The 13,894-nt window shown below is 52.9% G+C and carries 12 protein-coding genes and 1 tRNA gene; 6 read left to right on the top strand and 7 right to left on the bottom strand.

Annotation, left to right across the window (positions count from 1 at the left end; genetic code table 11):
* Positions 1-22 precede the first annotated feature (22 nt).
* A complete protein-coding gene (locus ACYVC2_RS04225) occupies positions 23-778 on the bottom strand; it encodes an SDR family oxidoreductase (protein WP_461101047.1) in 756 nt (251 codons plus the stop codon).
* A 378-nt stretch (positions 779-1,156) separates the two neighbouring features.
* Between ACYVC2_RS04225 and ACYVC2_RS04220 the strand changes: the two genes are divergently transcribed.
* Genes ACYVC2_RS04220 through ACYVC2_RS04210 form a run of 3 tightly spaced genes read left to right on the top strand, consistent with a single transcriptional unit; the run spans position 1,157 to position 2,538 of the window.
* The gene (locus ACYVC2_RS04220; RefSeq protein ID WP_461101046.1) at positions 1,157-1,486 is read left to right on the top strand and encodes an ArsR/SmtB family transcription factor; all 330 of its coding nucleotides are present in this window, start codon (positions 1,157-1,159) and stop codon (positions 1,484-1,486) included.
* Positions 1,483-1,950, top strand: a complete 468-nt coding sequence (locus ACYVC2_RS04215) for an SRPBCC family protein (RefSeq protein WP_461101045.1) — start codon at positions 1,483-1,485, stop codon at positions 1,948-1,950. Before ACYVC2_RS04220 ends, ACYVC2_RS04215 begins: the two co-directional genes overlap by 4 nt.
* A gap of 12 nt (positions 1,951-1,962) precedes the next feature.
* Positions 1,963-2,538 carry a DUF4256 domain-containing protein gene (locus tag ACYVC2_RS04210; RefSeq protein ID WP_461101044.1) on the top strand — a complete coding sequence of 192 codons (576 nt, stop codon included), beginning with the start codon at positions 1,963-1,965 and terminating at the stop codon, positions 2,536-2,538.
* A gap of 16 nt (positions 2,539-2,554) precedes the next feature.
* On the opposite strand, the gene ACYVC2_RS04205 is transcribed toward ACYVC2_RS04210, so the two are convergent.
* Positions 2,555-3,370, bottom strand: a complete 816-nt coding sequence (locus ACYVC2_RS04205) for a helix-turn-helix domain-containing protein (protein ID WP_461101043.1) — start codon at positions 3,368-3,370, stop codon at positions 2,555-2,557.
* A 65-nt stretch (positions 3,371-3,435) separates the two neighbouring features.
* Complete coding sequence (locus tag ACYVC2_RS04200; RefSeq protein ID WP_461101042.1) at positions 3,436-4,488, bottom strand: SDR family oxidoreductase; 1,053 nt, start codon at positions 4,486-4,488, stop codon at positions 3,436-3,438.
* 355 nt (positions 4,489-4,843) lie between these two features.
* Between ACYVC2_RS04200 and ACYVC2_RS04195 the strand changes: the two genes are divergently transcribed.
* Positions 4,844-6,334: a glycosyltransferase family protein gene (locus ACYVC2_RS04195; protein WP_461101041.1), complete on the top strand. Its 1,491-nt coding sequence runs from the start codon at positions 4,844-4,846 to the stop codon at positions 6,332-6,334.
* A gap of 11 nt (positions 6,335-6,345) precedes the next feature.
* Here ACYVC2_RS04195 and ACYVC2_RS04190 read toward each other — a convergent pair whose 3' ends face one another.
* On the bottom strand, positions 6,346-7,995 hold the full coding sequence (locus ACYVC2_RS04190; RefSeq protein ID WP_461101040.1) for a 2,6-beta-D-fructofuranosidase: 1,650 nt from the start codon (positions 7,993-7,995) through the stop codon (positions 6,346-6,348).
* Between the two features lie 260 nt (positions 7,996-8,255).
* Between ACYVC2_RS04190 and ACYVC2_RS04185 the strand changes: the two genes are divergently transcribed.
* Positions 8,256-8,891 carry a Crp/Fnr family transcriptional regulator gene (locus tag ACYVC2_RS04185; protein WP_461101039.1) on the top strand — a complete coding sequence of 212 codons (636 nt, stop codon included), beginning with the start codon at positions 8,256-8,258 and terminating at the stop codon, positions 8,889-8,891.
* Between the two features lie 106 nt (positions 8,892-8,997).
* On the opposite strand, the gene ACYVC2_RS04180 is transcribed toward ACYVC2_RS04185, so the two are convergent.
* The 3 genes from ACYVC2_RS04180 to ACYVC2_RS04170 form a co-directional block, all read right to left on the bottom strand.
* Positions 8,998-9,771: an SDR family NAD(P)-dependent oxidoreductase gene (locus tag ACYVC2_RS04180; RefSeq protein ID WP_461101038.1), complete on the bottom strand. Its 774-nt coding sequence runs from the start codon at positions 9,769-9,771 to the stop codon at positions 8,998-9,000.
* A gap of 82 nt (positions 9,772-9,853) precedes the next feature.
* Positions 9,854-10,594, bottom strand: a complete 741-nt coding sequence (locus tag ACYVC2_RS04175; RefSeq protein ID WP_461101037.1) for an SDR family oxidoreductase — start codon at positions 10,592-10,594, stop codon at positions 9,854-9,856.
* A gap of 422 nt (positions 10,595-11,016) precedes the next feature.
* A tRNA-Glu gene (locus tag ACYVC2_RS04170) sits at positions 11,017-11,088 on the bottom strand.
* Positions 11,089-11,269: 181 nt separating this feature from the next.
* Between ACYVC2_RS04170 and ACYVC2_RS04165 the strand changes: the two genes are divergently transcribed.
* Positions 11,270-13,867 (top strand): M14 family metallopeptidase, encoded by a 2,598-nt coding sequence (locus ACYVC2_RS04165; RefSeq protein WP_461101036.1) that lies wholly within the window; start codon positions 11,270-11,272, stop codon positions 13,865-13,867.
* The last annotated feature ends 27 nt before the right edge of the window (positions 13,868-13,894 follow it).

Raw genomic sequence — 13,894 nt, 5'->3', positions numbered from 1 at the left:
CCGCGGTACATCTGCGGTATATCTATCGGGCCAGATAGCCGCCGTCGATGGGGTAATACGATCCGGTGACGAACGAAGCTTTCTCCGACGATAGCCAGACGACCAGTTCGGCAACTTCTTCGGACCGACCCAGCCGGCCAATCGGATGGAGACCCACCAGTTGCTCTTTTACCTCGTTGGGTAATACACCCAGCAACGGCGTGTCGATGTAGGCGGGCCCAACCGCGTTGATGCGGATGTTCTGCTCCGCGTATTCGATGGCGGCCGTCTGGGTCAGTCCAACCACGCCGTGTTTGGCGGCTACGTACCCCGGCGACTGGGCTGTACCCACCTGCCCCAGAATAGACGCCATGTTCACAATGGCCCCCGGTGTACTCTGGCTCAGCATAACCTCCAGCTCGTATTTCAAGCAATAGAAAACGCTGTTGAGGTTGACGTTGATGATTTGCTGCCAGCCTGCCACCGAATAGTCGGCCGTCTGGTTCAGTTCGCCACCGATCCCGGCGTTGTTGAAAGCGATGTCCAGCCGACCGAAGGCCGCCACAGTTTGCTGAACCAGTTGCCGACACTGCTCCGGATCGCCCACGTCGGCTCTGAAAAAACGAGCCTCACTCCCTTCGGCAACGAGCTGATCGACGACCAGTTGCCCTGCGGTTTCGTTTATGTCCGAAACCATGACGCTGGCACCATGCTGCCCATACAACAAAGCGGTTGCTTTGCCAATCCCCGAAGCGGCTCCGGTTATCAAAGCCGTTTTTCCCAGTAAGTCCTTTTCCATAGTCTGATTATCGATCGTTGACGTGAAGCGCCATGCCATCGGCGGTGGGTCCGAGGCATAGACGCGCTTCACCAGCCTTTCCAGGCACTTACAAAAGTAGCAGCCCCTTCCCTGCCGACTGCTGACCGGCAACAGGAGCCAGGCTGATACATGTCAGGGGTAGAGGGCGCGGGGGAAAGGGCAGAGGGGTAAGGGGTAAGGATTGAGAACGGATTTACCCTTACCCCCATGTCCTCTGCCCTTACCCCATGTCCTCTGCCCTTACCCCATGCCCTCTGCCCTTACCCCTCTGCCCCATACCCTCTGCCCTACCCCCTCCCAAAAACAATTTGCGTAGTCAAATAACTACACGTATATTTGTAGTCAAATAACTACGCAATGAATTTAAGACGAGACGTATTTCAGGCCATAGCCGACCCGACCCGACGGGCCATATTGCTGCTGGTAGCCTCGCAGGCTATGAGTGCGGGAGCCATAGCCGCCAACTTCGACACCGCCCGACCGACCGTTTCCAAGCACCTGCAGATACTGACCGAATGCGAATTGCTGGCCCAGGAGCAGAATGGCCGGGAGATTTACTACCATATCAATGCCCAAAAAATGAAAGAGGTAGCCGACTTCATTGAACCCTTCCGCCAGATGTGGGACGACCGATTCAACAAGCTGGAGGCCGTCATGAAAAACTATAAGCCGGAAAGTAAAAAATGAAACGAAAAACCAACGTGACCGCCGAAGATGGCCGACAGGAAGTAATGATCACCCGGGTGTTCGATTTGCCGTTGACATTACTCTTCAAAGCGTATACCGAGCCCGAGCTCGTTGAGCAGTGGATGGGTACGAAAGTGCTGAAACTGGAAAATAAAAAACACGGCAGCTGGCAGTTCGAAACCTGCGATGCGCAGGGCAACGTGGCCTTTCGCGCCAATGGAACGATTCATGAATTTGTTCCGGGCCGAAAAATCATCCGAACCTTCGAAATGGAAAATGCTCCCTTCGACGTCCAGCTTGAGTTTCTGGAATTCGACTCCCTCACCGACAATACCAGCCAACTCACCATGCAGATCGTGTACCGATCCGTTGCGCTCCGGAATCAGATGATGAAATTACCGTTTGCCCAGGGCATCGACATGGCCCATAACCGACTGGAAAATATTGTAAGCCAATTAAACTGACATCTCTTACCCATGAAAACAGAAATGATCCTTGACAAAGAACTGTCCACCGAACAACAGGACGAATTGCTCGGACTATTGAAAACCCGCTTCAAAAAAAACAGCCTACGTCATACCGGTCTCGACTGGGCTAACGTACAGTCCAAGCTGGCGGCTAACCCAGAAAAGCTATGGTCGCTCTACGAAATGGAACGGACGGGCGGTGAGCCGGATGTAGTCGGGTTTGATCAGGCGACCGGTGAATACGTTTTTTATGACTGCGCAGCAGAGAGTCCCAAAGCCCGCCGAAGCGTTTGTTATGACCGCGAAGCGCTGGAGTCGCGGAAAGAACATAAACCGGAACAGAACGCCATCGACATGGCGGCTGCCATGGGCATCGAACTTCTGACGGAAGAGCAATACCGGGCGCTGCAACAACTCGGCCAGTTCGATACGAAAACATCGAGCTGGGTAAAAACCCCCGCAGCCATTCGAAAAGTAGGCGGTGCGCTGTTTTGTGACCGCCGGTACAACCATGTTTTTCTGTATCATAACGGAGCCGAATCGTACTATGCCGCCAGAGGCTTCCGCGGCTCCCTGCGGGTCTGAATTTTGTCGGACGGTATTAAGATCCAGCGTGAATGGCGTGTTGATTTCCGGCTAGTTGGGTTGGGGCAAATCCAAACATTTTTTTGAAGGCGAATGAAAAATGAGATAAGTTTTCAAAACCTACTTCCAGGTAGATTTCAGACGCTTTCCGCCCTTTTTTGTCCAGCAGAAAATACGCTTCCTGAAGCCGCTTTTTCTGCAGCCAGCGATTCGGGGTTTCGCGAAAAATCTGTTTGAAATCCTGCTTGAACACGGTCAGGCTGCGGCCCGTCAGGTAGGCAAACCGCTCCAGGTTGACATTGAACCGGAAATTACGGTTCATAAACGATTCCAGATCTATTTTTTCAGGCGTCGTAAAATCAAAAAAGACACTGGCCAGTTCCGGGTTTTTCCTGAGTAGAATCAGGAGCAGTTCGCTTCGTTTCAGGTCAGAGAAATCGGCGTCAACATCGCCTTGTTCATTGAGATAGGCGGCTAGCGACTGAATAAAATTGTCGACCAGCGGATTTTTGCCGAAACGAATGATCGCATCGGACGATTTCATGGCCGCTATGGCAACCGTATATTTTTCGTGGAATGCTTTCAGAAAAGCCTGGTCGAAGACAACAACGACCTTCTCAAATTGTCCATCAATGTATTGCTTGTTGTATTTAGCCAGGTGATTTCGCCGGGCAAGCCCGTAATCACCTGGTTTCATTTTATAGTCTTTGTGCCCATCATAAACGGTCATGGTGCCGGCCGTCAGGTAGAGAAAGAAGTGTTCCGGAATAAACTGCTCGGGCGACAGCTCGGGGCCAATGTAGCAGGAAGCGATTGTGGTGGCTTTCTTCATCGTACATCAATTATTTTTTCAACGACAACCTTTTCTGGCGTTTCGCTAACCAGACCCTGAGTTGGTTACGATTCTGTTTTCAGAAAGCCAAACTGGATCAGGCTGTTCGCCGTAGCCAGCAACGCTTCTTCATTGCTGCGGGGCTTCCAGCCAAGCAGCGTTCGGGCTTTTTCGTTGCTGGCAGTACGGTAACGTCCCAACAGCGGCACTACGTTCCGGGCCGTTGGACTAAACAGGGCAGCAACCCGGACAATCCAGTCAGGCAGGCGTTGCGTGGCTATGTGCCGAAGCTTATCGCCCAGTCGGTCGTTCAGAAATCGGGCAATCTGGGGTAAGCTCATGATGTCGCCCGCAATGGCCAGAAACCGCTGGCCGTTGGCCGATGGACTGGTCATGGCCCGGATGTGTAAGTCGGCGACATCCCGTACGTCCACAATGCCCAGGGTCATGTTCGGAATCCGTTTCATGGAACCTTCCAGTACCCGTTTCAGTAATTCGAAACCGCTCGACAGATCAGGACCCAACGATGGCCCGAAAATACCCACCGGATTGACGACCGACAGTTCCAGGTTCCCGCCTTCGGCCGCCATAAAATCCCAGGCCGCGCGTTCGGCCAGTACTTTCGATTTGTTGTAGGCCGACAAGCCGGGTTCGTTCGGGTCCGTCCAGCTTTCTTCGGTAATGACTTTCGTGGTGTCGGTATGGCTGTAACCAACGGCACCGAAATTAGAAGTCATCACTACCCGTTTTACACCAGCCTCGCGGGCGGCCCGCAGCACCCGAAGCGTTCCCTCGACGGCCGGACGAATCATCTCGTTTTCATCTTTCGGAATGCTCAACCCGATGGGCGACGCGACATGCAGCACGTAATCGCAATGGGCTACGGCTTCCGGCCAGTTGGCATCGCTGGTCAGGTCTGCTTCGATAAAGGTAAGGCGGCTGAAATCATGGATTCCACTAGATCTGAGCATGGCGATTACGTCTTCTTTTCGCCTGAGTGAGCGGAGGGTCGTACTGACCGAGTATCCTTTTTGGAGCAATTGTAAAATGCAGTGGACGCCTACGAAGCCCGTCCCACCGGTTACCAACACGCGTTGTTGATTTGTGATAGTTGTCATTTTTCAGAAATTTTCATACCACAAAATTCGGCGCAGGATCAACCAGCCACTTTGTTAAAACGTCGTACTTTACTTTGTTGAAACGGCCATTCGGGACGCTTCCCGGAACGGATTTTTCTTAGGAATGCACTGGTTCGACCCGGGCAGAAACAGGCCTTATTCCAGCGTCCGTTACCCAACAACTAAACGAACTTACCAGAAAGCAGTCATTCTGGCCGTTGCTATGCTTAATTTGCCAACCCATTACTGACAGAGGTCGTAAAAGCCAATCGAATAGCCCAGCCCAGCTCGAACGGAGCTGCCGGACGAAGAGCAGCCAGCCTGGGGCAGCCAGTAAGCGGTTAACTTATTTACCATGATTGCAACTTTCCAGACACTGACTCATTCGTCACCCGTACAAAGGCTATTGCTGGTTTCTCTGCTGGTTCAAGTCCTGTTCTGTCTTACGCAGGTAGGTTTCCTGCATCCTGACCAGCATTTCCAACTGATCGAGTTTTCTTCCTGGCAACTGGGCGAACCGTCCGGGGCCACGAGTGTCTGGGAGCTGAACAGCCACATACGCCCGACCCTGCAGGTGTATTTGTTTTCCGGATTCGTAAAACTATGCCGCTTCTTCGCCATACAGGATGCCTATACGCAATTGACCCTGCTGCGGCTACTGACGGGCCTGGCCGGTTTTTTTCTGTTCAATGCCATCGGCATCCATTATTTTAAAAACGATCCCAAACGGTTATACTTCGTACTGCTGCTGATCAACTTATCCTGGACGCTGCCCTACATCCGCACCCTGTTCAGTTCCGAGATCGTTTCGTCGATTGTGTTTTTCGGGGCCATTTTGCTGTATGAGCAAAAAAAAGAAACGACGCTGTATGTGTTGCTAACCGGTCTGCTCTTCAGCCTGGCTTTTTATCTGCGGTTTCAGATTGCCTTTGGTTTGCTGGGTTTCGGGCTGTGGATGGTGCTTATCGAGAAAAAATACGCCCATCTGGTGCCAATGGCGCTGGGGTTTGGCATCGGAGTAGCCCTTAATGTCTGGCTCGATGAGCAGTTTTATCACCAGTTTGTCTTTACACCCTACGATTATTTCCGGGTCAATATTCTGGAAGGCAAAGCTGCGGAGTTCGGTACGTCCAGCTTTTTGGTGTATATCCTCATCCTGGCGCTGGTTATTGGCTGCCCACCGTTGAGTATCATCCTGTTTTACTACACCACAAAAGCGACCTTGACTCAGTACCGCCAGCCACTGGCGTTTGCCGTGGTATTTTTTATTCTCGGTCACTGCCTGATCGGTCATAAGGAAGAGCGGTTTCTGTTCCCCGTGCTCAACGTATTACCGGTGATGGCGGGCTGGGGCTTTCCAGCCTTAGTAACCTACTACGAGCAGTCGAAGAAAGGCGTCCGCACGTTTCTGAAAGGCATTACGTATTTTAGTATCGGCCTCAATACGCTCGTACTGGTGTTCTTTCTGTTCAATCCGTATTCGCAGGCCATCGAATTCAGCCGTAAACTGGTCAACCGGTTCGACCAGTCCACGCCAACGATTTACTACCTGACCCGCACGCCTTTTCAGACCGAAAGTGGCCTGCCCCTGACGTTTTATCGGAGATCGGCCACCAACATTCAGTTCATTAAATCGCCCGACGCCGATTCAGTTCGGCAGGTACGGGGCGCCTGGCTCGTCACTACGTACAACGACTCGAAGGACAAGCTGGCCCACATCGACAGCCTGGGTTTCAAACCCCAGTTTTATTCGTCGACGGGTTTCTGGAAAATCAACGAGTTCCTGGCAGCCAATCAGTTTCCGACCATTAACGAGATTTGGGTCCTGTACAGAAAAGAGGACTAAAAGCCGGGCTTTTATTTCCAGATCGATTCGGCGGTATACAGTTCCAGGTTTTTCACCTCGATTCGGTTGCCCCAGAATTGAAGAGCTTCTTTGGCCGTCGCAACCGGCTTCCGCTCCAGCGAATAGGAGTAGGCACCGCCGTCGATAAACACTTCGACGGAAGTGCGATCGACGTAGATGTCGGCGGAAATTTCCAGGCTGGTCATGTCTTCCGGTGAATAAAAGACCCCATTGACCAGATTAGAATTAAGGTCATAATCCAGAATCCGCTGACCGAACAGCGAAAGCCCCGCGCTAGTAGCATGCGACAGTTTAAGCGTGGTTCTGATCCGAAACCGGTCGAGCGATTGCAGGGATTTTAGCGTTTCATTCGCATCGGTGGCACTCAGCGCGGTCCATTGCCCAGTCCGATCGAACAGTTGCTCCGTTTCCTTTACCGGCACACTGCGCAGCCGCAGCTCGTTTTTTGTCGTCCGCAGTTGCAGTTCGGTGGGTAGCAGCATCATGTTGTTGAAGGGCATGCCCGGTTGCGGAATCCGGCCCCAGCCCATCTGAATCCGGCGGGAATCGTTTTCGGGCATGTTGGCAAAAGTCTGGGCCGCGTAGATGCTCCCGGTCGTGTAGTAGTGCTTGCCTGACTCGGGCGTAAAGGTTTTGCCGTCGAAAGAGCCGATCATATACGATGCAGAAGCTCCATACATGACCCATTTCGTCCGGCTTTTATCGCCGTCGATGGGTAGTTCGAACAAGTCGGGGCATTCCCAGAACCCCGTCACATGGCTCTCGTAATGCCATTCCTTCATGTTTTTTGAGGTATAGATCGAATGGCCGTCCCGTTCGTTGAGGACCAACACCCAGTGCTTGCCGGGTTTGTACCAGAACACGCGCGGGTCACGGGTGTCCTTGCTGTTCCATTTTGCTTTCGAATCGATCAGCGGGTTACGGCTGTATTTTGTCCAGGTGCGGCCTTTATCCAGACTGTAGGCCATGCACTGCACCTGTTTTTCCGGACTATCGACGGTAAAAAAAGCAACCATAGCGGGCACGTTGCCCCGATTGAAGCCGGCAGTGTTAGCGTAGTCGATCACGGTAGACCCGGAAAACATCGTTCCCATACTATCGGGCGACAAGGCCGTGGGCAATTCCTGCCAGTGGAGCATGTCTTTGCTCACCGCATGCCCCCACGACATGTTTTCCCAGTCGCGTTCATAAGGATTGTGCTGATAAAAAAGATGGTATTCGCCCTCGTAGAAGATCATCCCGTTCGGGTCGTTGATCCAGCCCCGGCGGGTCGAAAAATGATATTGAGGGCGATTCTTCTCACTGTAGAGCGAATCCTGTCCGGCAAACCGGTCGTCCTGGTAGATCTTGCTCAGTCCGTCGGGCTTTCCGTCGTAGCTGATGTCAATGGTTTTTCCCTGCAAAGCCGTCATGTCACAGAACACCCAGTAGTCGGGCTTATCGGCCGCCAGCCGAATTTTGAACGAGCGTTCGGGCTTACCCTGAATTTGAAACTGCATGGTTCCGCGACTCTGCGACTGCGACACCGGCAGATTCAGGTAGCGTTTGGTGATCGTCAGCGAACGGTTCTGCGCCGGAAGCGAACGACTGCTGCCAATCATCAACGCCGTCAGGGTTAGAAGCACTGGAATTGATTTCATCGGACTGGATATGTTTTCCGACAGGATTCACAGGATGGACAGGATTGTCTTGCTAAAAATATCTTGTTCATCCTGTGAATCCTGTCGGAAAACAAGATGGGCATAGATGTAATTACAAGCCTGAAGTAAGCAGGACGGTATTTATACTTTTGCCAGGTAGGCCATTGAAACATTAAACTGGTCTGTTATGTCTGTTTACTAGCTCCCTGCATACACAGACAAAATCGTCGACGTTTATGCCGTAACACAATAAGTATTTTATGAACGAAAGCAAACGCACTCTATCCGAAACCGCATCCATGAACGCCGACCCCTCTTTATTCCATTCGTTCCTGAACCGATTCAAAGAAATTCCAACTGGCGATTTTGACCTCATCTGTCAGCACATGCAGGTTCGGGAGATTAAACCGGGAGAGATTTTACTGGAGCAGGGCCGAACCGCGAAGGAGTTGTTTTTTGTCGCCAGCGGCATTCTGAAAATTGTTTCCACGAGCGAGAAAGGCAATGAAGTGATTCAGTTCTTTGTGAAAGAGAATCGATTCTGTACCATCCTGTATAGCTTTACGAATGAGGTCGTTTCGGAAGAAGGTATTGTTGCCGCCACTGATGCCGAAGTCTTTGCCTTTTCGAAACAACGCCTGAACAATCTGTTCGAAAAACTGCCCTATTTCAGCGAGCTGGTGAATGGCATCACCCAACAGGCCCTGCTGGATAAGATTCACATCCGCAATAGCCTGATGGGCGAAGAAGCCACTACCCGATACCTTAAATTCATTGCCCAGCAACCCGACATCATCCAGCGGGTTCCGCTCAGTGACGTAGCCTCGTATCTGGGTATTACTCAACAATCGCTTAGCCGGATCAGGAAGAATATTTCTACCGCTAAGCTTGCCTGAACCGCAGAGCATTTATTGAAAGGCGGCAACGCTCGCGTTGCCGATACGTTCGGCCTACGCTGTAGTAGTAAGTATTCCTATATTATTTTTAGCCTTTCAGGCTCTTTTATTCAGGAAACTTTACACCCGATAAGCTATAGCATTTTTCGAGAAACCGTTGCTGCACATCGTCGCGACGGGCATCTGGGTGAACCGCCTGAGGTTTCATATGATAGAAATAACCGCTTGAGGTCTGCGCTCCGGGATCCTGACTAGATGCCAGCCACACCTGGGTCAGCGGAGCCTGTTGAAGGCTATCCGGCGCACCGGCTCCCCCCATCTTGGTGGCTACCCAGCCCGGTTCTAAGGCATTGCTCCACACATTCTTCCATTGTCTGGCTACGGCAAAAGCGAGCAGCACATCATGCAGTTTAGAGTCAGCATACGCCTGGAAGCCATTCCAGGGTCTTTGCGACCAGGTCAGGTCGCGCAAACTGCTGTCAGCGTCAAGATGAAGTCCGGAACTTAGGTAAATCAGTCGTTTCGGCTTTTCGATGAGCGACGTCAGCAAATAGGGCGCAAGGCTATTGATCGCAAATACATGCGGCAGGCCATCCGGTGTGTTTATTTTCCTGGGTTCCCGGTACCCGACGGCTGCATTATGGATGACCGCATCAAAATTACCGAGCTGATTGACCTGCCGGGCCAACTCTTTTGTTTGTGCAATACTGACCAGGTCGGCCACAAGCGCGGTCTCCGCTGACGGGTTAGCTTTCAGGGCCACCTCTGCGCGCTGCTCGTTTCTGGCGTGTAGAACAACGTGGTTACCTTTTTCCAGCAACAGCCGGGCGGCCATCTGGCCCAGGCCATCCGATGAACCGGTAATAAAAACTCGTGCCATGATCTGATCTTTTTTGTTCGACAAATGTCCGCTTATTCCGCAAGCCGTCGGCCTCCTACGGTCTGTCTGCCCCAACGAAGCATTACACCAATACAGTCCCGCCGTCGATGATAAACGTTTGCCCGGTTGCAAACGATTGCTTCATCAGGAAAACGTACGTCTGGGCAATATCTTCGGCTTGCCCCACACGCTTCACCAACAGCGAATCGCCGATCGACTTATAGAAATTCTCCCGCTGCTGAGGCTCCATGCTATTCCATAAATTCGTCTGGATCACTCCGGGCATGACCACATTGACCCGAACAGGAGCCAGCTCGACCGCCATGGCGCGGCAAAAGCCCTCCATAGCCCCACAAATGCTGGCACCCAGCGCCCAGCCCGCACCCGGCCGCTGACTGGCAATGCCACTCATCAGCCCAATTGATCCACCCTCGTTAATCAGCGGTGCGCCATATTTCACTGCGGCCACAGCCCCCCAATACCGAAGGATAAAGAAATCGCTGGCTTTCGACAGATCGGTATTCTCAATTGTGGTCAGATTGATGTTTTCTGCTGCGGTATACACCAGATGGTCGAAGCGACCGACTCCAGCGAAGAAGGCCTGGATATTTTCCTCGCGGCTCAAATCGACCGCATAGCCGCTGCTTTCTGCCGGTAGTTCCTTCAGGGCTTCATCAATTCGTTGTTGATTGCCTGACACGATCACTACGGTAGCGCCCTCCCCAACAGCTGCTTTTGCGGTGGCAAAGCCAATGCCGGAGCTTCCGCCCAGAACAATGACCCGTTTACCTTTCAGTGTGTTTTCCCTACGAGATGTTTCCATAAAACCGGTTGTTTTTGAACACAAAATTCCGGCCCACCATCGACAGGGCGTTTACCAAATGGTAAAAAGCGCTGTCGACGTTTATGGAGAAAAACTTCGTAGATCAGTAGCCTGAGTCGTCACCGTGGTGGCCGAGGATCTGTTCAGGAAAGATTGGCAGTATGTACGTATTGAAACTGTTCAGTATTTTGTAAAATGAGTTTGTCATTCCGACGCAGGAGGAATCTTGAGGATTGATCTGCTTCAAGATTCCTCCTGTGTCGGAATGACAAACTCAGACTCCCACCAATAATTGAGTACGTATCAAATTTAAAAACCTAAACAGCCTCCTATACTTTTGGGCGTATCGAAACCGCAAAAAACAAAAAATCCTGACTAGCATGCTAGTCAGGATTTTTGCACAACAACCGTTGCAATGTTAGTGACCGATACGGGAATCGAACCCGTGTTACCGCCGTGAAAGGGCGATGTCCTAACCGCTAGACGAATCGGCCGTCTTGAGTACAAGACCCAACGGTTTTGCTGATTAGCTGCCCCGTTGGCGAAACGTGGTGCAAAGGTAAGGGGATGTTTTTATAATGCAATACTACCCACCAAAATTTTTCAAAAAAAAGGCTTCCTGATCGTTTTACTGCTATTTTTGAGGAGGTTAGCTCGTCTCTTTTTTTCACATTCATGAAACATCGTTTATTGCTGGTGGGTCTGTCCATTGCGTCGCTGTGCGCCCATGCGCAGACAACCCGTTCTTCATCGACTCCCGATTCTCCCCCTCAGTTTCTCGGTTATAAAATCGGGGAACGGTTTACTCCCCATCACCGCGTACTGGCCTACGCCGAGCAACTGGCCCGGCAGGTTCCAAACCGGCTCAAACTCCTCCCCTACGGTACCACCCACGAAGGTCGCCAGTTGATGGTCGTTGCCGTTGGGTCGGAGGCCAACATGGCCCGCCTGGAAGAAATCCGGACCAACAACCTGAAGCGAATCGGCCTGATGGACGGTGCGCCCACCACGGCTGCGCAGCCACCCATTGCCTGGCTCAGCTACAACGTGCATGGCAATGAAGCGGTCAGTTCCGAAGCGTTCATGGAAGTACTGTACCGGCTGCTGGACCCGTCGGATGCAGTCTCGCAGAAGGTTATGAATACGACTGTGGTTATTCTGGACCCCGGCCTCAACCCCGACGGTCACGATCGGTACGTCAACTGGTACAACCAGATGCTCGGCCGCAACGCCGACCCGACACCCTCAGCCCGTGAACACCAGGAGCCCTGGCCCGGAGGTCGCTATACCCACTACCTGTTCGACCCAAACCGCGACTGGGCCTGGCAAACACAGGAAGTTACCCAGCAGCGGATGGCGCTTTATCAGCAGTGGATGCCGCAGCTTCACGGCGATTTCCACGAGATGAGCGTTGAAAGCCCGTACTATTTTGCACCGTCGGCCAAACCGTACCACGAAGACATTACTGCATTTCAGCGCAAGTTTCAACAAATTATCGGCCAGTACTGCAGCCGCTATTTCGACCGGAACGGCTGGCTCTACTACACCCGCGAACGCTTTGACCTGTTCTACCCCAGCTACGGCGACACCTATCCGACCTACAACGGTGCCATCGGCATGACCTATGAACAGGGCGGCAGCGGCCGGGCCGGGCTGGCCATCGAAAAAGCCGACGGCGACACGCTGACGCTCCGCCAGCGAATCGACCACCACGTTACGGCCAGCATTGCCACGCTCGAGTCGGTTGCCGACCGGCCGCAGGATCTGGTAAAGGAGTTCGGGCAGTTTTTCGACAAGTCCCGAAATTCGCCCATCGGCATTTACAAAAGCTATGTCGTCAAATCCAACGGCGACGCCGGGCGGCTGAAAGCGCTGGAGCAATTGCTCGACCGAAACCGGATCAGCTACGGCTTCGTCGGCAAAACGCAAACCGTATCGGGGTATAATTACACGACCCAGAAGACCGACAAAAGCGTATCGGTCGGCACCGAAGACCTGGTCATTAGCGCTTATCAGCCCAAATCGACCTTGCTTAAAATTCTGTTCGAGCAAAATTCGGCGCTTGAAGATTCGGCGACCTACGACATAACGGCCTGGTCGCTGCCCTACGCCTTCGGACTGCAAACCTACGGCCTGACTACGCGCATCGAAGCCGGGGGCAAGGGGCCCGCGGCTGTGGGTTCGGGCGCGCAAAGCGCTTCTGCTACGCAGTCGGCTTCGTCGTCGGCTGCCCAGCGCCCGTATGCGTATGTGGTGCGGTGGCAGTCGCTGCCGGCCGTGCAGATGCTGGCGGGGCTGCTGAAGCAGAAAGTACGGGTTCGGGCGGCTGAGAAAGCCTTCGAGCTGGACAACAAAACGTACCCTTCGGGTACGCTCATTGTAGCGCGGGCGGGCAACGAGCGGCTGGGCGATCGCTTCGACGCCGTCGTTCGGGCCGAAGCCGCAAAAACCGGTGCCGATCTGACCCCGGTTCAGACGGGCTTCGTGACGACCGGCTCCGACTTTGGGTCGGACTTTGTGACGGGTTTGAAAGCGCCCCGCGTTGGCCTGGTCATTGGTGACGGAACGCCCCCGCCTTCGGCAGGTGAAGTCTGGCATTTTTTCGATCAGGAACTCAATTACCCGATTACACTGCTCGACATCAACACACTGGCGAATGTCAACTGGAACAAACTGGATGTCCTGATCCTGCCGACCAACTACAATTACGGCAAGTTTCTGACCGATAAAGTTTTGTCGACCATTAAAGAGTGGGTTCGGTCGGGCGGCAAGCTGATTGCGATGGAACGGGCAGCCTCGTTCCTGGCCGACAAGGACGGGTTTGACCTCAAGGAAAAGGAGCGTTCTGCCGATGCCGACAAATCGGGCAGCAAGGGCCGGAAAAGCCCAACCGATTCACTCAAAATCTACGGTGACCGCGAACGAACGGCCATTTCGGACGACATTCCGGGGAGTATTTACCGCGTGAATATCGACACGACCCATCCGCTTGGCTTTGGGCTGTCGGGCGGGTATTATACCCTGGTGCAGAACGCTTACAACTTCGATTTCCTGAAAACGGGCTGGAACGTCGGTTACCTGAAAGCAGACAATTACGTCGCTGGGTTTTCGGGACGCAACGCCAAAGAGAAACTCAAAAATACCCTGCTGATGGGGGTTCAGAGCGCGGGGCGCGGCAGCATCGTTTACCTGGCCGACGATCCGCTGTTCCGGGGTTTCTGGTACAACGGCAAGCTCCTGTTCGGCAACGCGGTATTCATGGTTGGGAATTAGTTTTCCCCAGATTAGTCAGGGAGGAAT

It is taken from the genome of Spirosoma koreense, from assembly GCF_054777875.1.
The sequence above is the reverse complement of the archived record's forward strand: the minus strand, read 5'-3'. Positions and strand labels throughout refer to the sequence as shown.